General features: G+C 66.9%; 19 protein-coding genes and 1 riboswitch. Of the genes, 7 read left to right on the top strand and 12 right to left on the bottom strand.

The genetic code is table 11. From position 1 onward, the window contains the following. The first annotated feature begins 2 nt into the window (after positions 1 to 2). Entirely contained in the window at positions 3 to 707 is a 705-nt protein-coding gene (gene radC / locus DK847_RS10335) for a RadC family protein (protein ID WP_111198375.1), read from the top strand. 112 nt (positions 708 to 819) lie between these two features. On the opposite strand, the gene DK847_RS10330 is transcribed toward radC, so the two are convergent. The 8 genes from DK847_RS10330 to DK847_RS10295 all read right to left on the bottom strand — a co-directional run bounded on the left by DK847_RS10330 (position 820) and on the right by DK847_RS10295 (position 9,556). Continuing rightward, positions 820 to 2,424, bottom strand: a complete 1,605-nt coding sequence (locus tag DK847_RS10330) for an NTP transferase domain-containing protein (RefSeq protein ID WP_111198374.1) — start codon at positions 2,422 to 2,424, stop codon at positions 820 to 822. 3 nt (positions 2,425 to 2,427) lie between these two features. Then, the gene (locus DK847_RS10325) at positions 2,428 to 3,096 is read right to left on the bottom strand and encodes an XdhC family protein (protein ID WP_111198372.1); all 669 of its coding nucleotides are present in this window, start codon (positions 3,094 to 3,096) and stop codon (positions 2,428 to 2,430) included. Next, positions 3,093 to 3,416 (bottom strand): XdhC family protein, encoded by a 324-nt coding sequence (locus DK847_RS10320; RefSeq protein WP_111198663.1) that lies wholly within the window; start codon positions 3,414 to 3,416, stop codon positions 3,093 to 3,095. Before DK847_RS10320 ends, DK847_RS10325 begins: the two co-directional genes overlap by 4 nt. A 26-nt stretch (positions 3,417 to 3,442) precedes the next feature. Further along, the gene (locus DK847_RS10315) at positions 3,443 to 4,771 is read right to left on the bottom strand and encodes a vWA domain-containing protein (RefSeq protein WP_111198370.1); all 1,329 of its coding nucleotides are present in this window, start codon (positions 4,769 to 4,771) and stop codon (positions 3,443 to 3,445) included. Between the two features lie 5 nt (positions 4,772 to 4,776). After that, positions 4,777 to 5,697, bottom strand: coding sequence for an AAA family ATPase (locus DK847_RS10310; RefSeq protein WP_111198369.1), 921 nt, complete (start codon positions 5,695 to 5,697; stop codon positions 4,777 to 4,779). Positions 5,698 to 5,897: 200 nt separating this feature from the next. Continuing rightward, complete coding sequence (locus DK847_RS10305) at positions 5,898 to 6,686, bottom strand: FAD binding domain-containing protein (protein ID WP_111198367.1); 789 nt, start codon at positions 6,684 to 6,686, stop codon at positions 5,898 to 5,900. Between the two features lie 18 nt (positions 6,687 to 6,704). After that, positions 6,705 to 9,071: a xanthine dehydrogenase family protein molybdopterin-binding subunit gene (locus DK847_RS10300; protein WP_111198366.1), complete on the bottom strand. Its 2,367-nt coding sequence runs from the start codon at positions 9,069 to 9,071 to the stop codon at positions 6,705 to 6,707. A 20-nt stretch (positions 9,072 to 9,091) separates the two neighbouring features. After that, the gene (locus DK847_RS10295) at positions 9,092 to 9,556 is read right to left on the bottom strand and encodes a (2Fe-2S)-binding protein (protein ID WP_111198364.1); all 465 of its coding nucleotides are present in this window, start codon (positions 9,554 to 9,556) and stop codon (positions 9,092 to 9,094) included. A gap of 254 nt (positions 9,557 to 9,810) precedes the next feature. On the opposite strand from DK847_RS10295, the gene DK847_RS10290 reads away from it, so the two are divergent. Next, positions 9,811 to 10,236, top strand: coding sequence for a DUF4864 domain-containing protein (locus DK847_RS10290; protein WP_161957226.1), 426 nt, complete (start codon positions 9,811 to 9,813; stop codon positions 10,234 to 10,236). A gap of 23 nt (positions 10,237 to 10,259) precedes the next feature. Here DK847_RS10290 and DK847_RS10285 read toward each other — a convergent pair whose 3' ends face one another. The 4 genes from DK847_RS10285 to DK847_RS10270 all read right to left on the bottom strand — a co-directional run bounded on the left by DK847_RS10285 (position 10,260) and on the right by DK847_RS10270 (position 13,181). After that, on the bottom strand, positions 10,260 to 10,664 hold the full coding sequence (locus tag DK847_RS10285; protein WP_146256097.1) for a GNAT family N-acetyltransferase: 405 nt from the start codon (positions 10,662 to 10,664) through the stop codon (positions 10,260 to 10,262). Positions 10,665 to 10,699: 35 nt separating this feature from the next. Further along, positions 10,700 to 11,116, bottom strand: coding sequence for a DUF1489 family protein (locus DK847_RS10280; RefSeq protein WP_111198359.1), 417 nt, complete (start codon positions 11,114 to 11,116; stop codon positions 10,700 to 10,702). Positions 11,117 to 11,182: 66 nt separating this feature from the next. Beyond that, positions 11,183 to 11,809 (bottom strand): restriction endonuclease, encoded by a 627-nt coding sequence (locus tag DK847_RS10275; protein WP_245414582.1) that lies wholly within the window; start codon positions 11,807 to 11,809, stop codon positions 11,183 to 11,185. A gap of 106 nt (positions 11,810 to 11,915) precedes the next feature. Then, positions 11,916 to 13,181 carry an SPOR domain-containing protein gene (locus tag DK847_RS10270; RefSeq protein ID WP_111198357.1) on the bottom strand — a complete coding sequence of 422 codons (1,266 nt, stop codon included), beginning with the start codon at positions 13,179 to 13,181 and terminating at the stop codon, positions 11,916 to 11,918. A 146-nt stretch (positions 13,182 to 13,327) separates the two neighbouring features. Then, positions 13,328 to 13,540, top strand: a riboswitch (cobalamin riboswitch). A 23-nt stretch (positions 13,541 to 13,563) separates the two neighbouring features. On the opposite strand from DK847_RS10270, the gene DK847_RS10265 reads away from it, so the two are divergent. The 5 genes from DK847_RS10265 to cobO all read left to right on the top strand — a co-directional run bounded on the left by DK847_RS10265 (position 13,564) and on the right by cobO (position 20,002). Continuing rightward, positions 13,564 to 13,743, top strand: a complete 180-nt coding sequence (locus DK847_RS10265) for a CbtB domain-containing protein (RefSeq protein ID WP_111198661.1) — start codon at positions 13,564 to 13,566, stop codon at positions 13,741 to 13,743. Then, complete coding sequence (locus tag DK847_RS10260) at positions 13,706 to 14,488, top strand: CbtA family protein (RefSeq protein ID WP_111198356.1); 783 nt, start codon at positions 13,706 to 13,708, stop codon at positions 14,486 to 14,488. Before DK847_RS10265 ends, DK847_RS10260 begins: the two co-directional genes overlap by 38 nt. Continuing rightward, complete coding sequence (cobW, locus tag DK847_RS10255; RefSeq protein ID WP_111198354.1) at positions 14,485 to 15,522, top strand: cobalamin biosynthesis protein CobW; 1,038 nt, start codon at positions 14,485 to 14,487, stop codon at positions 15,520 to 15,522. Before DK847_RS10260 ends, cobW begins: the two co-directional genes overlap by 4 nt. A gap of 119 nt (positions 15,523 to 15,641) precedes the next feature. Continuing rightward, the gene (gene cobN, locus DK847_RS10250) at positions 15,642 to 19,388 is read left to right on the top strand and encodes a cobaltochelatase subunit CobN (RefSeq protein WP_111198352.1); all 3,747 of its coding nucleotides are present in this window, start codon (positions 15,642 to 15,644) and stop codon (positions 19,386 to 19,388) included. Then, entirely contained in the window at positions 19,385 to 20,002 is a 618-nt protein-coding gene (gene cobO / locus DK847_RS10245; RefSeq protein ID WP_111198351.1) for a cob(I)yrinic acid a,c-diamide adenosyltransferase, read from the top strand. Before cobN ends, cobO begins: the two co-directional genes overlap by 4 nt. Positions 20,003 to 20,052: the final 50 nt, after the last annotated feature.

The raw sequence follows: 20,052 nt of genomic DNA, 5'->3' as shown, positions 1-20,052 counted from the left end.
CGATGTCGGGTTTCGAGGACGCGGGCAACAAGCCGCTGCCTCATTTCCTGGGGCATCGCGAACGGCTGAAGGAACGCTTCCGGGAGTCGGGCCCCGGCGCCTTGCCGGACTACGAGCTTCTCGAGATGGTCCTGTTCCGCGCCATCAAGCGCGGCGACACCAAGCCCATCGCCAAGCAGCTGCTCGCCCGCTTCGGCACCTTCGCCGAGGTGCTGAGTGCGGAGCCCGAGCGGCTGATGGAGGTGCGCGGCGTCGGCGAGGCTGTGGCCACCGAGATCAAGATCGTCCATGCCGCCGCCATGCGGCTGCTGCGCGGCGAGGTGCTGAACCGCCCGGTGCTCAACACCTGGAACGCCATCCTCGACTATGTCCGCGCCGCCATGGCCTTCAGCGACAACGAGCAGTTCCGCATCCTCTTCCTCGACAAGAAGAACCAGCTGGTGGCTGATGAAGTGCAGCAGCAGGGCACGGTGGACCACACGCCGGTCTATACCCGCGAGGTGATCAAGCGCGCGCTGGAACTCGCCGCCTCGGCCATCGTACTGGTGCACAACCACCCTTCGGGCGATCCCACACCGTCACTCGCCGATATCGAGATGACGAAGAAGATCGTGGACGCCGGGCAGCGATTGGGACTCGTCGTGCATGACCACGTGATCGTGGGGCGGAAGGGGCATTTCAGTTTCCGGTCGAACGGGTTGATTTGAGCCCACTAGGCCGTCATCCCGGCGAAAGCCGGGACCCCGCTTCCTTGACCGCGCATGCTGAACCAAAGCTGGGCCCCGGCTTTCGCCGGGTTGACGGATGAAGGGGGATATGCTACCTCCCGCGCAACGCCGCCAGCGCCTCCGGCGTATCGGCATCCACCAGCACCGCATCGTCCGGCATCGTCACCTCGACGATCTCGTCGGCCAGCTGGTCGAACAGCGCGCGCGCGCCACGGTCGCCCGTCATGCCCATCAGCGCCTCGAAATGCTGGCGGCCCCAGAGCACCGGGTTGCCGCGTTCGCCCTTGAACACGGGCACGGCGATCGAGCGGTGCTCCGCCGGGCTGTAGGCGGCGATCAGGCGGCGCACGGCGTCGGGCGAGACGAGCGGCATGTCGCCCAGCGCAATCACCGCAACGTCCGTATCGGGCGGCAAGGCCTCGATGCCGGCGCGAAGCGAGGTGGACATGCCGTCGGCGAAATGCGGATTGTGGACGAGGCTCACCGGCAATCCTTCGAGGGCCCTGCCGATCTCCGCCGCATCGCGGCCCGTCACCACCACCGTCAGGTCGGCCGCCTGCCGCATTGCTGCGACCGTGCGGCGGATCACCGGCTGGCCGTTCACATCCGCCAGCAGCTTGTTCGATCCCATGCGGGAGGACTGCCCGGCGGCCAGCACCACGGCGGCGACGCGCGGCGCGCGCTGCGGCTTGGGCTTGCCTTCGCGCGGGGAGGGCCGCGTGGGGATTTCGGCGAGCAGGCCCCCTGCCCCCATGTCCATGATGTCTTCCGCCGTCACCTTCACCCCGGCCATGACGCGGGCCAGCACCCAGTCGAAGCCGTTGAGCTTGGGGCTCCGCGCGCAGGAGGGAACGCCGATCACCGGAACGTCACCCAGCGCGCCGAACATCATCAGGTTGCCGGGGTCGACCGGCATGCCGAGATGCAGCACGTGGCCGCCGGCCTTCGTCACAGCCATGGGGATCACGTCGCCGCGGTCGGTGATGGCGGACGCACCGAAGACGAGGATGGGATCGCAATTGAGCGCCTGCATCTCGGCGATGGCAGTGGCGACGGGCACGATCTCGTGCTCCACAACGCGCACCGCCGCGAGCGTGCCGCCCAATGCACCGATACGCTCGCGCATCGCGTCCTCGGACTTGGCGACGATCGTGGGCTTGGTCTGCGGCAGCTTGGTGATGACGAGCCCTGCCCGCCTGTCGCGGAAGGCGGCGACGCGCACCAGTGGTTCACTGCCGATGATGGCCTGCGCCCTGGCCAGAACGTCGCGCGGGACCGCGAAGGGGATGACCTTGACGGTCGCCACCATCTCGCGCTCCTCGACGATGGCGAAGGGCTGCACCGTGGCAAGCGTCAGGCTCTCATGCAGGCGGTTCAAGGCACGCACGCGCTCGACGTCGACCAGCGCGAGGCCGTGGCAGGCGGCGTGGAGATTGGCGCGGCCGGTGAAGGGGGCCTGCGTCTTCGTCCCTTCCGCACCGATGCGCTGCGCCACGGCGGCGGCGGCCTCGTCCTCCGGCACGTCGTCAGGCCCCAGCTTGGCGGCGAAGACATGGGCGATGCCGGAGGCCTTCAGGATCGCGATGTCGTCCGCCGTCAGCATGCGGCCCTTCTTGAACATGCCGCCCTCATGCTTCACCGAATGGGCGAGTATGGCGCCCTCGGCTTCAGCGAGCGGCAGTTCACCGAATATCATGGATCAGGAGCCCAGCCGGAGGCAGCGGGTGACCTCGCCCATGATCGACACCGCGATCTCCGGCGCCCCCTTGGCGCCGATATTGAGGCCGATGGGGCCGTGGATGCGTGCCACCTGCTCCTCCGTGAAGCCCGCATCCTTCAGCCGCTGGGCGCGCGCGGCCTGCGTCTTCTTGGAGCCGAGCGCACCGATGTAGAAGACGTCCGACTTCAGCGCCGCGTTCAGCGCGGGATCATCGATCTTCGGATCATGGGTGAGCGCGATGAGGGCGGTGCGCGGGTCAAGCCCGATCTGCGGGATCACCTCGTCGGGCCATTCGGCATGAAGCGAAATGCCGGGGAAGCGCGCGCCGGTGGCAAAGGCGCCACGCGGGTCGATGACCGCCACGTCGTAGCCGAGTTGCTGCGCGATCGGGATGACGCTCTGCGCGATGTGCACCGCGCCGATGATGACCATGCGCAGCGGCGGATTGTGGATGTTGACGAAGTGTCCGTCATGGGTCCCGGATTGGTCGAAGCGGAAGGCTTCGTCCAGCTTCTCCGCCAGCGGGTCCGCTGCCGCCTGTGATCGCGGCACGATGCGCTGCGCGCCGGTTTCAAGGTTGGTGATGAGCGCCACCGCCTGGCGGTTGGCGCGCGCGGCGAGCAGCTGGTCGAGGAGGTCACGCTTCACTGGATGGGCTCCACATAGACGCCGATGCGGCCACCGCAGGCAAGCCCCACCTTCCAGGCGGTCTCGTCGGCGACGCCGAACTGCAGGAGCCTGGGCTTGCCCGACGCGATGATGTCGAGCGCCTCGGTGACGACCGCTCCCTCGACGCAACCGCCGGAAACGGAGCCGATGAAATTGCCGTCATCGTCGATCACCAGCTGGCTGCCGATGGGTTGGGGTGCCGAGCCCCAGGTCTCCACGACGGTCGCGAGCGCAACCTTGCGGCCCTGGCGGAGCCAGTCGGCAGCCTGTTCGAGGATGGTGTGATCGGATGCGGCCATGATGTGCTCCTCGTCTCTCTCGATCGTCATCCCGGCGAAAGCCGGGACCCCGCTTCAGGCGGCGCAAGCCGGGCCCCGGCTTTCGCCGGGGTGACGGGCATTTGGGGTGCAACCGCCCGCATCCACTTCCGTGGATCATGCTCCGGGCCCGGCGCACCGGCAAGGGCACCTGCCAGGTCCTTCAGGCTGTCGAGCGAATGCACGGGGCGGAATTCGTCGACATAGGGCATCATCGCCCGCACGCCGCCTGCGAGCGCCTGGAAGCCGTCGAAACGCAGCAGCGGGTTGAGCCAGGTGATGCGCTTCGACTGGCGGCGCAGACGCTGCATCTCGTGCTCGAGCGTGCCCACCTCCTCGCGGTCCAGCCCGTCGGTCATGATCAGGACGTGTGCGCCCTGCGTCAGCACGCGGCGGGCCCAGTGGTAGTTGAACTCCTTCAGCGTGGTACCGATGCGGGTACCGCCGGACCAGTCCTTCACCGCGCCGGAAACCTTGGCCATGGCCTCGTCGATGTCACGGCGCTGCAGCTCGCGCGTGACGTTGGTGAGCCTGGTGCCGAACAGGAAGACATGCACCCGGTCGCGGTCATTGCTGAGCGCGTGGAGGAAGTGGAGGAACATGCGCGAATAGTTGGAGCACGAACCAGAAATGTCGCAGAGCACGACGAGCGGCGGCTCGTGCCACTGCTTCTCGCGCCGTGCGAGGTCGATGAAATGGCCCCCGGCCCGCATGGAACTCTTCAGCGTGCGGCGCATGTCGATGGCGCGGCCGCCCGCCGCACGCTGCCAGCGCCGCGTCATGATCTCGGTGCGGTGCAGGCGAAGCCTGGCGATCGCCTGTTTCGCCTGTGCCTGTTCGGCCACCGTCATCTGCTCGAAGTCCTTGCGGCGCAGCTGCTCGTCGGCGGATGCGGTGTAGGTGGCATCGACCTCGAGTTCGTCCTTCTTCTGGCGCTGCTGGCTCTGTGTCTCGTGCTTGTCGAACATCGCCTCCGCAAGGCGGCGGAAGCCAGCCTTCTTCGCTTCCTCCGGCGTGTTGCGCGCGATCGAATGGAAGAACAGCTGCATCAGCTGTTCCAGCATCTTCGGCTTCTTCCAGAACACGTGGAAGGCCTGCTCGAAGACTTCGTTCTGGTCGCGGCGCTTGACGAAGACGGCATGCAGCGTCCAGTAGAAGTCATCGCGCGTGCGGAGCGAGCCTGACATGGCGGCATCGAGCGCGTCGATCACCGCACCGGGCCCCACCGGGATCCCCGCCTCGCGCAGCACGCGGGCGAAATGCATGATGTTCTCCGCCAGCCGGCCCGAGATCGGGCGCTGGTTCTGGTTGGCGGGGCTGGAGAACGGGTTCTGCATGACCCTTATGTATGTGACATGGTCCGGATTTCATCCTTGATCTGGTCGAGGATGCGCTTGGCTTCGGTGCCCTGCATGCGGCTGATGTCGTCCTGGTACTTGAGCAGAACGCCCAGCGTGTCGTTCACCGTCTGCGGGTCGAGGGAGAGCGAGTCGAGTTCATGCAACGCCGTCACCCAGTCCAGCGTCTCGGCCACGCCCGGCGCCTTGTAGAGATCGCCCCCGCGCAGCGACTGGACGAAGAGCACCACTTCCTGCGCCAGCGCGTCCGATGCCTTGGGGCGGCGGGCCCTGACAATCTCGAGCTCGCGCCGGGCATCGGGGTAGCCGACCCAGTGATAGAGGCAGCGCCGCTTCAGCGCGTCATGCACCTCGCGCGTGCGGTTCGAGGTGATGATGACGATGGGTGGTTCCTCGGCCCTGATGGTGCCGAGTTCAGGGATGGTCACCTGGAAGTCGGAGAGCACCTCCAGGAGGAAGGCCTCGAAGGCCTCGTCGGTGCGGTCGAGTTCGTCGATGAGCAGCACCGGCGCCTGCCCCTTCGGCGCCTCCAGCGCCTGCAGGAGCGCGCGCTTGATGAGGAATTTCTCGGCGAAGATGTCGTTGCCGAGCCTTTCACGGTCGAGCTCGCCAGCCGCTTCCGCCAGCCTGATCTCGATCATCTGGGCCGAATAGTTCCACTCATAGACCGCGGAGTTGATGTCGAGGCCCTCGTAGCACTGCAAGCGTATGAGCTTCCGGCCCAGCGTCTCCGCCAGCACCTTGGCAATCTCGGTCTTGCCGACGCCGGCCTCGCCCTCGAGGAACAGCGGGCGGCCCATCTTGAGGGAGAGGAAGACGACGGTCGCCAGGTCACGCCCCGCAATATAGCCGGTGGAGCGGAGGAGCTTCACCGTGTCGTCGATGCTGGTCGGCAGTTTGGTCATCGCCATCGTCCTCCAAATCGTCCCGTCCGGGACGTCACCCACCCCCAGAACCGTCACCCCGGCGAAAGCCGGGGCCCAGCTTTCCACGTGGTATACGCCCGAAGCGGGGTCCCGGCTTTCGCCGGGATGACGAACCTTGGGGCATTCAACGAAAAGGGCCCGCGAGCGAAGCGCGGGCCCTTCTCACGCAATCGTCGCGCCTACTTCGCCGCGTCCACGGCGCGCTTGGCCATGACCGTGATCAAATGGGCGCGGTATTCGGCCGAGGCGTGGAGGTCGCCCGCCACATTGTCGGTGCCGACCTTGACGCCATTGAGAGAGGCCGCGGAGAAGCCCTTGGCGAGCGCCCCCTCGATCTCCTTGGCGCGGAACACGCCGTGGCCCGCACCCGTCACCGCGGCGCGCGCGCCGGAGCCCGTGTCGGCCACGAAGACGCCGATCATGGCATAGCGCGAGGCCGGGTTGGGGAACTTGGCGTAGCCGGCCTTCTTGGGCAGCGGGAATTCCACCGCCGTCACCACCTCGCCCTCTTCCAGCGCGGTCGAGAACAGGCCGGTGAAGAAGTCGTCCGCCGCGATCTTCCGGGCGTTCGTGTGGATGGTGGCGCCGAGGCCCAGGCACGCGGACGGATAGTCCGCCGCCGGGTCGTTGTTGGCGATCGAGCCGCCGATCGTGCCCTTGTGGCGCACGTGGGGGTCACCGATGTTGGCAGCGAGACCGGCCAGCGCCGGGATCGCCTTCTTGACATCCGCATTGCTAGCCACTTCGGCGTGCGTGGTGCCTGCCTTGATGACCAGCGAAGAGCCGAGCGAGACGCCCGAATTCTTCAGCGCCCCGAGATCGATGATGTCGGACGGGGCCGCCAGGCCCTGCTTCATGGCAGGGATCAGCGTCTGGCCGCCGGACATGTATTTGGCCTCGGGGTGAGCCTTGGCCGCCTTCACCGCGTCGTCGACCGAGGCGGGGCGATGGTAATTGAAGTTTTCCATTTCTTGGGTCCTCCCGCCTTATTCCGCAGCCTTCTTGAGGTGCTGCAACTGGTTCCACACGACGTTGGGCGTGGCCGGCATCGGCACGTCCTTCACCGCCAGCGCATCCGTCACCGCGTTCATCACGGCCGCCGGAGAAGCGATGGCGCCGGCCTCGCCGCAGCCCTTCATGCCGAGCGGGTTGCTCGGGCAAGGCGTGCAGGTGAAGCCCAGCTTGTAGGACGGCACGTCCGCCGCGCGCGGCATCTGGTAGTCCATGTAGGAGCCGGTCAGCAGCTGGCCCGACACCTTGTCATAAACCGCACCCTCGGCCAGTGCCTGGCCGATGCCCTGGGTGATGCCGCCATGCACCTGGCCTTCGACGATCATCGGGTTGATGACGTTGCCGAAGTCGTCGACCGCCGTGTAGTTGACGACGGTGGTCACACCCGTGTCGCCGTCGATCTCGACCTCGGCGATGTGCACGCCGGCCGGGAAGACGAAGTTGGACGGGTCATGGAAGGCACTCTCCTTCAGGCCCGGCTCGATCTCGGCCGAGTTGAACTTGTGCGCCACATAGGCCGAGAGCGCCACCTCGCCGAAGGCCATCTTCTTGTCGGTGCCCTTGACCGTGAAGGTGCCGTTCTTGAACTCGACGTCCTCGGGCGAGCTCTCCATCACGGCGGCGGCGATGCGCTTGGCCTTGGCCTCGATCTTGTCGAGGGCCTTGGAGATCGCCGTCATGCCAACCGCACCCGAGCGCGAGCCATAGGTGCCCATGCCGAACTGCACCTTGTCGGTGTCGCCATGGACGATCGCCACGTTGTTGATGTCGACGCCGAGACGGTCCGACACCAGCTGCGCGAAGGTCGTCTCATGGCCCTGGCCGTGGCTGTGGGAGCCCGTGAGGATCTCCACCGTGCCGACCGGGTTGACGCGCACTTCCGCCGACTCCCACAGGCCGACGCCGGCGCCCAGCGAGCCGATCGCCGCCGACGGCGCGATGCCGCAGGCTTCGATATAGGCCGAATAGCCGAGGCCCCGGTAGTTGCCCTTGGCGGCGGAGGCCGCCTTGCGGGCCGGGAAGCCCTTCACGTCGGCGATCTTCATCGCCTCGTCGAGGGCGGCGGCATAGTCGCCCGCGTCGTAGCACATGATGACCGGGGTCTGGTGCGGGAACTGGGTGACGAAGTTCTTCCGGCGGAACTCGGCCGGATCCATCTTCAGTTCGCGCGCCGCGGTCTCGACGATGCGCTCGACCACGTAGGTCGCCTCCGGACGGCCGGCGCCGCGATAGGCATCGACGGGTGCGGTGTTGGTGTAGAGCGCGTCCACCTCGGCATAGATCGCCGGGATGTTGTACTGGCCCGACAGCAGGGTTGCGTAGAGATAGGTCGGCACGCAGGACGAGAACGTCGAGAGGTAGGCGCCCATCGCCGCCTTGGTGTGGACCTTGAAGCCGATGATCTTGCCACCGGCATCGGTGGCCAGTTCGGCATGGGTGACGTGGTCACGGCCATGCGCGTCGGCGAGGAAGCTCTCGGTGCGCTCGGCCGTCCACTTCACCGGGCGGCCGCCCACATATTTCGAGGCCCAGACGCAGACCACCTCTTCGGCATAGATGAAGATCTTGGAACCGAAGCCGCCGCCCACGTCGGGTGCGATGACGCGCAGCTTGTGCTCGGGCGCCAGGCCGTGGAAGGCCGAGATCACGAGGCGCGCCACGTGCGGGTTCTGGCTCGTCGTGTAGAGGGTGTAGTGGTCCGCACCCGTGTCATAATAGCCGATGGCCGCGCGCGGCTCCATGGCATTGGGGATCAGGCGGTTGTTGACGAGGTCGATCTTGGTGACGTGGGCGGCCTTCTTGAAGGCGGCGTCCGTCGCGGCCTCGTCGCCGATCGACCAGTTGAACACCCGGTTGTCGGGCGCCACGTCGTGGATCTGCGCCTTGTGGCCCATGGCATCCGCCACGTCGACGACATGCGGCAGCACGCCGTAGTCGACCTCCACGGCGCCCGCCGCGGCCTTGGCCTGCTCGCGCGTTTCGGCGATGACCACGGCCACGTGGTCACCCACATAGCGCACCTTGCCCTGGGCCAGCACCGGGTGCGGGCCAGCCTTCATCGGCGAACCGTCCTTGGAGTGGATCATCCAGCCGCAGATCAGGCCACCGAGCTTCGAGTTGGCGATGTCCTCGCCGGTGAAGATGCCGACCACGCCCGGCATCTTCTTCGCCGCCGCGGTGTCGATCTTGTTGATGGTGGCATGCGCGTGGGGGCTGCGCACGAAGTAGGCGTAGGTCTGCTTGGGCAGGTTGATGTCGTCGGTGTAGTTGCCCTTGCCGGTGAGGAAGCGATGGTCTTCCTTGCGCTTGACGCGGGCACCGATGCCGGTTCCGTTATCCATGTCTTCGGTCCTCCCCAAAATCACATGTTGGCCGCGCCGGCCTTCACGGCGGCGACGATGTTATGATAGCCCGTGCAGCGGCAGATATTGCCTTCGAGCTCGTGGCGGATGGTCTCCTCGCTCAGGTTCTTGCCCAGGCGGTTCACCATGTCGATCGAGGCGATCACCATGCCGGGGGTGCAGAAGCCGCACTGCAGGCCGTGGTTGTCCTTGAAGGCCTCCTGCATCGGGTGCAGCTTGCCGTCGGCGGCGAGGCCCTCGACGGTGATCACCTCGGCCCCGTCATGGGCCACGGCGAGCGCCGTGCACGACTTCACGGCCTTGCCGTTCACCAGCACGACACAGGCACCGCACTGGCTGGTGTCGCAGCCGACGTGAGTGCCGGTCAGGCCGATCTTCTCGCGGATGAATTCGACGAGCAGCGTACGGCCCTCGACCTCGCCGCAAACGGCCTGGCCGTTCACCTTCATGGAAATTGCAGGCATTTGGGTCCTCCCGATTTGGACTCCCGCGGTCCGGTCTTGTGCAACCCCGCCGTCTCGCTGGGTTGCCCGGTGCCGGGGAATTCTCTGATTGCCGGGCGGCATACTCAACCGCGAATTTCGAACCGTCAAGTGTGCTGGAACCGGCCTGATCGAGAAAAAAGTCTTATGACTCAATGTTGTTGCAGCGCACACACCAATCCGTCGCAGCAGCTGCGGCGTAGCTGCCTGAAAACCGCCCAGCCACGGAGACTGCCATGCGACTGATCATGTGCCTTCTCGCCGCTTTCCTGACATTTGCTCTCCCCCTCCGCGCAGAATCGCTATCCGCCCAGGACGAGGCGGATTTCCGCGCCGTGATCAGCGACCAGATCACCGCCTTCCAGGCCGACGACACCGCCCGCGCCTACAGCCACGCCGCCCCGATGATCCGCCAGATCTTCCCGGATCCCGAACGCTTCATGGGCATGGTGCGCCAGGGCTACCAGCCGGTCTACCGGCCGCAGTCCTACAGCTTCGGCAAGGCGGGGTTCTCCGCCTCCGGCCGCCCCATCCAGCGCGTCACCATCGTCGGACCGGACGGGCTCACCTATGAGGCGATCTACACCATGGAGCGGCAGCCGGACGGCACCTGGCAGATCAACGGCTGCGCCCTCGTCAGGCCGCCCGACACCAGCGCCTGACGGCCGTTCGAGAAACCCTTCGCCTACAGCATGCGATAGAGCAGAGCCCTGCGCTCGTCCTCGAAGCCAAGCGACAGGTAGAACCGCCTGAGGTCGGCATCGGCGCCGTGAGGCGTTACCGTAACCTGGTAACCGGTGGCACCCATGCCGCGCAGCCAGTCTTCCGCCGCGCCGATCAGCTGCCGCGCAATGCCCCTGCCGCGATGCCGGGGCAGCACATAGAGATCACCGAGCTCGGCCGACCAGCCATATTCGATGCCGAAGTCCATCGAGACGGTGGCGACGCCGACCGCCTCTTCCGCGTTCTCCGCCAGCAGCACCGCGCAGTGCTCCATCTTCAGCATCTTGTGCAGGTTGGCGAGGATCGTCTCGTCTGGGGTGGTGAAACCCTCCTCGCGGAAGAAGCGCTGCAGGAGCAGCGCCGCCATGCCCGCGTCATCCGCGGCGGCAAGCCGCCGCACCCTCACAACAGGCCCAGCTCCGCCAGTTCGCGGCGGAGTTTTTCCGGCATGCCCTCGATGCGCGACGACCGCGGCAGATCGGGCGGCGAGTCGCTGTCCTCGAGATAACGCCAGCCCTGGAAGGCGCGGCGCGGCACCGGCCGCACGGGGATGATCTGCGGCTTGAACACGATGCGGCACCGCTCGATGCCGTCGGCCCCCGTCACCGGCTCCAGGGCAGCGATCGGCTGCCGGCACAGGATCATGCCGCGCAACACCCAATAGAGCGACCCGCCCGGCAGGATTTCATCCCGGCGCTTGGGAAACATGCGGGTGACGTGATCAAGCGTGTCGCGGCCGGCCTTGCAGTCCTTGACCCAGGACTCCAGTTCGTCGATCTCGGACACGCCGACGCAGAGCTTGACGATATTGAGCGGCATCGCCCGATCATAGGCAAGGCCGCCTGCCGGGTGAACCGCCAAAGGACGGGTTTTCCCCAGCCATGCTCAGCCCGCTCCCTCCACCGTGCCCGGTGCGAAATAGCTCCGGTCCAGCGTCCTGATCTCGAAGCGGTGCTGCACCCTTATGCCGATGCCATGGCGCAGCATCAGCTCCGCCAGGCGGTTGCCGTCGATCAGCACGACGCGGCGCACCAGCTGGCTGCAGAACTCCGCTGCCCCGGCGGAAAAATGCGTTGTGGTCACGAAAACGCCCTTGGCGGCCCGCCGGGCCTCGAGGCTCCCGGCAAAGTCCCTGACGTCCGAGATCGGCACCGGCGTGCCCGGCTTCAGGCGCTTGGCCTGGATGCAGATCGAATCGAAGCCCAGCTCATCAAGCACGACGATGCCGTCGATGCCGCCGTCGCCCGAGCGGCCAAGGCATTGCGCCATGGCGGCCCGGTCGGCGCCATAGCCCATGGCCAGCAGCACATCGATCACCAGGCGTTCGAAGAATTCCGGGGTCTGGCAGTGGATCCGGGAAATCAGCTCGTGATGCAGGACGGCATTGGCAGCATTCACCAGGGCGGTGAGCGCCGCGACCCCCTCCTCGTTGATGCCGCCCGGTAATTCCGGAGGCTCCGGCTCCTCACTGGCCGACACCATGAGGCGCTGAAAATCGCTCAGGACGAACATGACGCTAGGTTAATTCCCAACGCTTAACACCGGCTTATTGAAAGCAAAACCCGGCGCGAGGGTAATGCCCCCCGCACCGGGTCCCCATCCCCTTCCCGCAACTCGATCAGGAAGAAGCCTTGCTGATGAAACACTTCACGCCCTTGGACTTGAGCTTCGAGCAGGCGCGCCCGGCGTCTTCCTGGCTGTCGAAGCCGACGAGCCGCACGCGGTAGAACACGCCCTTGCTGCCGAGGTCGGCCCGCACCACGACGGGCTTCTGCGCGGCAAGCGCCTTGTTGCGCGACTGCATCTTGCGCCAGGTGGACCAGGCCGAATCTTCGGTTGTGGCGGACGCCAGCTGCACCGACCAGCCGGTGATCTTCTGCGGCGGCGCCTCATCGGCCGGGGCCGGCTCGGCGGAGGCGGTCTGGACCTCGTCTGCCTCCGGCGCGGGCGCTGCGGCGCTGTCGTCCGGCACGTCCTCGACGGCGAGGACCTTCTCCTCGGGCTGCGCCTCGGCCACGGGCTCGGCAGAGGCGACGCGCACCGGCTGCTCCTGTGGCACGCGGTCGGTGTAGAGCTTGGGGGTGGACTGCTCGGCCTCGGCAGCCTGCGCCTCGCCGCCCATCAGGTCAGCCGAAGGCGCCTTCGCGGCCGGAAGCTGGTCGCTGGCGGGGCTGGTGTCGGCGGTGTGGATGGCATCACCGGAGGCGCTGGCCGCCGGGGCGCCGTCGAGCGCCGCAAGGCGTTGCAGCGCGGGCTCGTATCCGGGCTTCGCCTGCAGCGCCTTCTCGAGCGCCTCGCGGGCATCGGCCGTGCGCTGCAGCTTCTCGAATGTCCCGGCCTGGGCGACATAGACGCGCGCCGGGTCCGGGTATCCATAGTTCAGGGCCTTGTCGAAATCCGCAAGCGCGAAGAGATACTGCCCGGAATCCCGCAGCAGCGTGCCGCGGCTGTAATAGGCGTGGCTGAAGCTCGCATCGAGGAACAGGGCGGAGGTATAATCCTCCATCGCCAGGGAATTGCGCTCCAGGCGCTGATAGGACAGGCCGCGATTGTAGAGCGCCAGGGCACGCACCTTGCCGGACAGGGCATCGATTCGGAGGGCCGCGGTATAATCGTCGATGGCGAACTCATGCTCATTGAGCCGCTGGTAGGCCAGACCGCGGTTGAGCAGAGCATTGGCAAGGACATCGGGCGGCAGGGCGCGCGAGTCGATCGCCTTGGTGTAGTCGGCGACGGCAACCTCGGCGTCACCCGCCTGCAAAGCTTTGTAAGCCTCGGCGGCAAGCTCGGTTTCGGGAGTGGATGCGGCGGACCAGGCCGGAACGGCGCTGGCGGCGAGGACCACGGAACAGACGGAGGCGAGGAACAGGGTACGGATGCTCATGACTCGGAGTATTGGTTCCGCGTGGTTAAAAACCTATTGCCGGGAGGGCTTTGCAAGATTGACAGGTGGTAAACGCGAAGCCTTGTCCTGTGTCGTTTCTGGACTCCACCCCGCCGCCGACGTGTTGACGGGCGGCTGTCAAGATGGCATTACAGTTGGCGTGTGGTGCCCGCTGCCAGACGGATGGCGGGCCTAACAGGGAACACGGTGAGGACGACCCAAAAGGGGCCGAATCCGTGACTGCCCCCGCAACTGTGAGCGGTGAGGGCCTTGGCACTTCTGGCCACTGGGAAACCGGGAAGGCCGCCAAGGTTCAGCGACCCGCAAGTCAGGAGACCTGCCACGCAACAGGACTAGAAACAGGTCACCACGGAGGGTGTTCATGACCGCTCGCTCGATTTCTTCCACCACCTCGCTCACCGCCTCGAAGCGCATTGCCGCCGGTTTCGCGCTGCTCTTCGTCGGCCTGACGCTCACTTTCGCGGTCGGCCTCTCCTCCATGGCGGTTGCGCACAACACGGCGCATGACACGCGCCATGCCATCGGCTTCCCCTGCCACTGAGCCCCCGGCTCTTCATATGATCGGGCGAGTCGTGCTCGCCGTGCTCCTGGCAGGGATCGCGGCGGGCCTCGTCATGGGCGTGATCCAGCATGTGCGGCTCACCCCCCTGATTCTCGAGGCCGAGGCCTTCGAGCGCGCGGGCGACCCCGCGTCCCATTCGCATGGCACCACACCGGAGCCCGGAGCCGTGGCCGAATCCGGCGGTCACGACCATGACCACGGTGAAGGCTGGATGCCGGAGAACGGCTGGCAGCGCACCCTCGCCACGACGGTTACCGCCGCCATGACGGGCGCGGGCTTCGCCGCAATCCTCGCGGCGATCTCGCTGCTGACTGGCCTGCAGATCACCCGGCGGAACGGCATCCTGTGGGGCCTCTGCGGCTTCCTGGCCGTGACGCTGGCCCCCGCCGCCGGCCTGCCGCCGGAGCTTCCGGGCATGGCCGCGGCCGATCTCCTCGCGCGCCAGGTGTGGTGGGTCTGCACCATCGCCGCCACGGCCGCCGGCATCTATCTCATCGCCACGCAGACGCGGGCCTTCGCGCTGGTGCTCGCGGCGGTGCTGATCCTCGCACCGCATGTCATCGGCGCCCCGGTGGCGCCGCATGGCGAGAACCTCGTGCCTGCCGAGCTGGTCGCCCGCTTCGTCGCCAACTCCATTGCCGCCAACGCCGTTTTCTGGTGCATCATCGGGCTCCTGCTGGGCCTCGGGCTGGACCGGACCGCCAAGGACATCTACGCCACATGAGCACCGAAAAGATCCCCGCCACCGTCGTCACCGGCTTCCTCGGTGCGGGCAAGACCACGCTGATCCGCAACATGCTGGAAAACGCCAGGGGCCGCCGCATCGCGCTCGTCATCAACGAGTTCGGCGATGTCGGCGTCGACGGCGAGATCCTGCGCAGCTGCGGCGTCGAGGCCTGCAGCGAGGAAGACGTGATCGAGCTCGCCAATGGCTGCATCTGCTGCACGGTGGCGGACGACTTCGTGCCCACCATGAAGAAGCTCCTGGACCGCAAGGACCCGCCCACCCACATCGTGATCGAGACCTCCGGTCTCGCCCTTCCCCAGCCGCTGGTCCGCGCCTTCAACTGGCCCGAGATCAAGTCGCGCGTCACGGTGGACGGCGTGGTCACCGTGGTCGATGCCAAGGCTTTGGCAGAAGGCCGCTTCGCCGATGACGAGGAGGCCGTGCAGGCCCAGCGCGAGGCCGATCCCAACCTCGACCACGAGAACCCGATCGAGGAACTCTTCGAGGACCAGCTCAACTGCGCCGACATGGTGATCGTCAACAAGACCGATCTTCTCGGCGAGGGCGAACACGACGCGGTCTCGGCAGAGCTGAAGCAGAAGGTGCGTGCCGGCACCCGCCTCGTACCCACCCGCCACGGCCAGATCGACATCGCTGCCCTCCTGGGTGTCGGCGCCTCTGCCGAGGACGACCTCCACAACCGCCTCTCGCACCACGAGATGGAAGGCGAGGAGCAGCATGACCACGACGACTTCGTCACCTTCATCGTGTCCCTTGGCGAAGTGGCGGACAAGGCCACGCTCCTCGCGCGCATCGAGGACACCATTGCGAAGCACGACATCCTGCGCCTCAAGGGCTTCGTCGACGTCAAGGGCTCGCCCGCGCGCCTGCTCGTCCAGGCCGTAGGCCCGCGCCTCAACAGCTATTTCGACCGCCCGTGGAAAGCGGGTGACCGGCGCGGCACCGAGCTCGTGATCATCGGCGAAAAGCACATGGACCGCGAGGCCATCGCCGCCATGCTGCGGGGATAGCTGGTGCCAGCCCGGCACACACACATCATGCCGTCACCCCGGCGAAGGCCGGGGCCCCGCTTTGGTTCAGCATGCGCGGACGTGAAGCGCCATCCCGGCCTTGAGAGTGTATTCCGGTAATGCATCTCCTCGCCACGACATCGGGGGTGATCGACGGCGGCTCGGAAGCTGTCGATCTCGCGCAGTCTCCCGCCGACATCGTCGTCCTGTCCGCCGCGGACAGCGAACTCGCCTCCCTCGCCCGCGCGCATGACGGCGCGCATTGCCCGCTGCGGCTTGCGAACCTCCTGCAGCTGCAGCATCCGCTCTCGGTCGATCTCTACATCGAGAAGACGCTCGCCCACGCGAAACTCATCGTGCTGCGCGTGCTTGGTGGCACATCCTACTGGAGCTATGGCCTCGACCAGGTCGAAGCCATGGCAAGGGAGCGCGGCATCATGCTCTGCATCCTGCCCGGCGATGCACAGCCCGACCCCGATCTCACCGCGCGCTCGACGCTCGCCCCCCACCACTGTGAGCGCCTGCGCCAGTATCTGGTGACAGGTGGAGCGGAAAACGCCGCGGCCTTCCTCGCCTATTGCCGCCACCTCACCGAAGGCGGCGACGCGCCGCCCCCGGCGCGCGAACTGCCCAAGGCGGGCCTTTACCGCGACGCTTCCGGCGCGGGCCGCCCGTGCGCCGCCATCGTCTTCTACCGCTCCGTCCTCGAAGGCGCGCAGACCGCGCCCATCGATGCGCTGGTCGATGCTCTTTTCGAACGGGGCGTCGGCGCGAAGGCCTTCTACGTCGCCAGTCTCAAGGACCGCGCCAGCGTCGAAATGCTCCAGCAGCAGCTCGCGGCACCCGACGTCATCCTCAACTGCACCAGCTTCGCCGTGGCGTCCGGTGGCAGCGCCGACCCACTGGCCGCACATGACTGCCCGGTGCTGCAGGTCGTGCTCTCGGGCTCCTCCGAGGAAAGCTGGCGCGAGTCCGCGCAGGGCCTCAACGCCCGCGATCTCGCGATGAACGTGGTGCTGCCGGAACTCGATGGGCGCATCATGTCGCGCGCGGTTTCCTTCAAGGCCGACAGCCTGTGGCACGAAGCGACCGAGTGCCGCATCGTGACCTACCGCGCGGTGCCGGACCGCGTCGCCTTCGTCGCCGATCTCGCCGCCAACTGGGCGAAGCTCCGCCGCACGCCGGCGCCCGAACGCCGCGTGGCCATCGTCCTCGCCAACTACCCCAACAAGGACGGCCGCATCGCCAATGGCGTCGGCTACGACACGCCCGCCAGCACGGTCGCCATCCTCGATGCCCTGCGCGCCGAGGGTTATGGTGTCGGCGAATACCCTGAAACCGGCAACGACATCATCGAGGACCTGCAGCGCGGGCCGACGAATGCCGCGCGTGCCGCGTCCCCCGCCTCCACACACTCATCATGCCTGGGCTCGTCCCGGGCATCCTTTGCGGACGGCGGCGAAAAGGACCGCAGGGTCAAGCCCGGCGATGATGGTTGTGTGCTGGCGATGGACAACTACCTCGCCCACTTCAACACCCTGCCCGAACCCCTCCGCACCCGGATCACCGCGCGCTGGGGCGATCCTTCCCGCGATCCCTTCTTCGCCGACGGCGCCTTCCACCTGCCCATCCGCCTCTACGGCAATGCCGCCGTCGCCATCCAGCCGGCGCGCGGCTACAACATCGATCCGAAATCGACCTACCACGACCCGGCTCTTCTCCCGCCGCACGGCTATCTCGCGTTCTATTTCTGGCTCCGCCACCACTTCAAGGCCGACGCCGTCATCCACAACGGCAAGCACGGCAATCTCGAATGGCTTCCGGGCAAGGCCAATGCGCTCACGCGTGAGTGCCTGCCGGAAGTGGCGCTCGGGGCCCTGCCGCAACTCTATCCCTTCATCGTCAATGACCCCGGCGAGGGCACGCAGGCCAAGCGCCGCACCGGCGCCGTCATCATCGACCACCTCACGCCGCCGCTGACGCGCGCCGAGACCTATGGCCCGCTGAAGGACCTCGAGGCCCTCGTCGATGAGTACTACCTCGCCTCCGGCCTCGATGCCCGCCGCCGGGATTCGCTCAAGCGCGACATCCTCGACCTCACGAAATCGTCCCGCCTCGACGCAGATGCCGGCTTCACCGGTGAGGATGACGCCGACCTGCAACGGCTCGACGCCTTCCTCTGCGACCTCAAGGAGGCGCAGATCCGGGATGGGCTGCACATTCTCGGCACCTCGCCGCAAGGCCGCCTCGAGACCGACCTGCTGTTGGCCCTCACCCGCGTGCCGCGGGGCCTGGGCGAAGGCGGCGACCAGTCGCTGATCCGGGCGCTGGCCAAGGATTTCGGCTTCACGGATTTCGATCCCCTCACCTGCGAGATGGCCGCCGCATGGGCGGGCGACAGGCCCGCGCAACTGCAAGCCCTGACAACCGATCCATGGCGCAGCAACGGGGATGCCGTCGAAAGGCTGGAGCTCTTCGCCGCCTCACTGCTTGATGGTGCGGTGCTCCCGAATGACTTCGCGGCCACCCACACGGTGCTCGCCGAGATCGACAGCCGCATCCGCCCCGCGCTCCGCGCCTGCGGCCCGGACGAGATCGCCTCACTGCTGAAGGGCCTCGCCGGCCAATTCGTCGCCCCCGGTTCCTCCGGTGCGCCGACGCGCGGGCGCCTCGACGTGCTGCCCACGGGCCGGAACTTCTACTCACTCGACAACCGCACGGTCCCCACGGCCACCGCCTGGAACCTCGGCCAGAAATCGGCGGAAGACCTGCTGCTCCGCCACTTCCAGGATGTCGGGCAATACCCGAAGGCCCTTGGCCTTTCCGCCTGGGGCACCTCCAACATGCGCACCGGTGGCGACGACATCGCGCAGGCCCTGGCCCTCATCGGCGCGAGACCTGTGTGGGAGCCATCGAGCTGGCGCGTTACCGGTTACGAGATCATTCCGCTCGCGAAGCTCGGCCGCCCGCGCGTCGACGTCACGCTGCGCATCTCCGGCTTCTTCCGCGATGCCTTCCCCGCCCAGATCGAACTGCTCGACAGGGCCATCCGCGCCGTCGGCGCCCTCGACGAGGATGACGATGACAACCCGCTCGCCGCGCGTATTCGCACGGAAGCGAAGACGCTCGCCGCCTCAGGCATTGACCCTGAGGCAGCGCGCGACATGGCCGGGCACCGCATCTTCGGCTCGCGCCCCGGCGCCTATGGCGCGGGCCTGCAGGCCCTGATCGACGAGAAGATCTGGACCGACCGCACCGATCTGGCGGCGGCCTACATCACATGGGGTGCCTATGCCTATGGCGCGAAGGCGCAAGGCATCAACGACGAGAAGGCCTTCACCGAGCGGCTGAAGCGCATCGAGGCCGTGGTCCACAACCAGGACAACCGCGAGCATGACCTGCTCGACTCGGACGATTATTACCAGTTCGAGGGCGGCATGACGGCTGCCGTCGAACAGGCCTCGGGCAGCCGCCCGCGCGTCTACCACAACGACCATTCCCGCCCCGAGCGCCCGGTGATCCGGACACTTGAAGAAGAAGTGGGCCGCGTCATGCGCTCCCGCGTCGTCAACCCCAAGTGGATCGCGGGCGTGAAGCGCCATGGCTACAAGGGCGCCTTCGAGATCGCCGCCACCGTCGACTACATGTTCGCCTTCGCAGCCACCACGGGTGCCGTGCGGACCCATCATTTCGACCTGGCCTATGACGCCTTCCTCGCCGATGATGCGACACGGGACTTCATCCGAGACAACAACCCCGCGGCACTGCGCGAGATTGCCGAGCGCTTTGCGGAGGCGCGCGAACGCGGGTTGTGGACACCCCGCCTCAATTCGACCCATGACCTCCTCGAGGAGCTGACGAGATGACCGACGAGACCCCCGACCACGACAATGCCCGCCACCACGAGAAGATGGCGAAGAAGAAGGCCGCACGCGCCAAGATCATGGCCGGCAAGACCATCGAGAAGGGGCTGCTTATCGTCCACACGGGCAAGGGCAAGGGCAAGTCCACGGCGGCCTTCGGCATGGTGTTCCGCTGCGTGGGCCACGGCATGAAGTCGGGCGTCATCCAGTTCGTGAAGGGCGCCTGGGCCACGGGCGAGCGCACGGTGCTGGAGAAGTTCCCCGATCTCGTCACCATCAAGGCCATGGGCGAAGGCTTCACCTGGGAAACCCAGGACAGGGAGCGCGACATCGCCCATTCCCGCGCCGCCTGGGAAGAGGCCAAGAAGATGATCGCCGACCCGGACTACAAGATGGTGCTGCTCGACGAGCTCAACATCGTGCTGCGCTATGACTATCTCCCGCTCGAGGAGGTGCTCGAGGTGCTGAGGAACAAGCCCGAGGGCAAGCACGTCGTCGTCACCGGCCGCAACGCCAAGGACGAGCTGATCGAGGTCGCCGACCTCGTCACCGAAATGGAACAGGTGAAGCACCCCTTCCGCTCCGGCGTGAAGGCCCAGGCCGGGATCGAGTTCTAGAAACGGCCTGCCACCCCCCATCATGCCCGGGCTTGTCCAGGGCATCCTTT

The sequence above is a fragment of the Aestuariivirga litoralis genome (assembly GCF_003234965.1).
Taxonomy (GTDB): Bacteria; Pseudomonadota; Alphaproteobacteria; order Rhizobiales; family Aestuariivirgaceae; genus Aestuariivirga; species Aestuariivirga litoralis.
This window is presented reverse-complemented; position numbering and strand designations above follow the sequence as displayed.

Coding starts and splice junctions, on each gene's coding strand:
- cobN (WP_111198352.1), top strand. CDS start 15,642: ATGCATCTCCTCGCCACGACATCGGGGGTGATCGACGGCGGCTCGGAA.
- DK847_RS10305 (WP_111198367.1), bottom strand. CDS start 6,686: ATGGAAAACTTCAATTACCATCGCCCCGCCTCGGTCGACGACGCGGTG.
- DK847_RS10315 (WP_111198370.1), bottom strand. CDS start 4,771: ATGCAGAACCCGTTCTCCAGCCCCGCCAACCAGAACCAGCGCCCGATC.
- DK847_RS10260 (WP_111198356.1), top strand. CDS start 13,706: ATGACACGCGCCATGCCATCGGCTTCCCCTGCCACTGAGCCCCCGGCT.
- DK847_RS10310 (WP_111198369.1), bottom strand. CDS start 5,697: ATGACCAAACTGCCGACCAGCATCGACGACACGGTGAAGCTCCTCCGC.
- DK847_RS10270 (WP_111198357.1), bottom strand. CDS start 13,181: ATGAGCATCCGTACCCTGTTCCTCGCCTCCGTCTGTTCCGTGGTCCTC.
- DK847_RS10290 (WP_161957226.1), top strand. CDS start 9,811: ATGCGACTGATCATGTGCCTTCTCGCCGCTTTCCTGACATTTGCTCTC.
- DK847_RS10295 (WP_111198364.1), bottom strand. CDS start 9,556: ATGCCTGCAATTTCCATGAAGGTGAACGGCCAGGCCGTTTGCGGCGAG.
- cobW (WP_111198354.1), top strand. CDS start 14,485: ATGAGCACCGAAAAGATCCCCGCCACCGTCGTCACCGGCTTCCTCGGT.
- DK847_RS10280 (WP_111198359.1), bottom strand. CDS start 11,116: ATGCCGCTCAATATCGTCAAGCTCTGCGTCGGCGTGTCCGAGATCGAC.
- DK847_RS10300 (WP_111198366.1), bottom strand. CDS start 9,071: ATGGATAACGGAACCGGCATCGGTGCCCGCGTCAAGCGCAAGGAAGAC.
- DK847_RS10330 (WP_111198374.1), bottom strand. CDS start 2,424: ATGATATTCGGTGAACTGCCGCTCGCTGAAGCCGAGGGCGCCATACTC.
- DK847_RS10265 (WP_111198661.1), top strand. CDS start 13,564: ATGACCGCTCGCTCGATTTCTTCCACCACCTCGCTCACCGCCTCGAAG.
- radC (WP_111198375.1), top strand. CDS start 3: ATGTCGGGTTTCGAGGACGCGGGCAACAAGCCGCTGCCTCATTTCCTG.
- DK847_RS10275 (WP_245414582.1), bottom strand. CDS start 11,809: ATGTTCGTCCTGAGCGATTTTCAGCGCCTCATGGTGTCGGCCAGTGAG.
- DK847_RS10320 (WP_111198663.1), bottom strand. CDS start 3,416: ATGGCCGCATCCGATCACACCATCCTCGAACAGGCTGCCGACTGGCTC.
- DK847_RS10285 (WP_146256097.1), bottom strand. CDS start 10,664: ATGGCGGCGCTGCTCCTGCAGCGCTTCTTCCGCGAGGAGGGTTTCACC.
- cobO (WP_111198351.1), top strand. CDS start 19,385: ATGACCGACGAGACCCCCGACCACGACAATGCCCGCCACCACGAGAAG.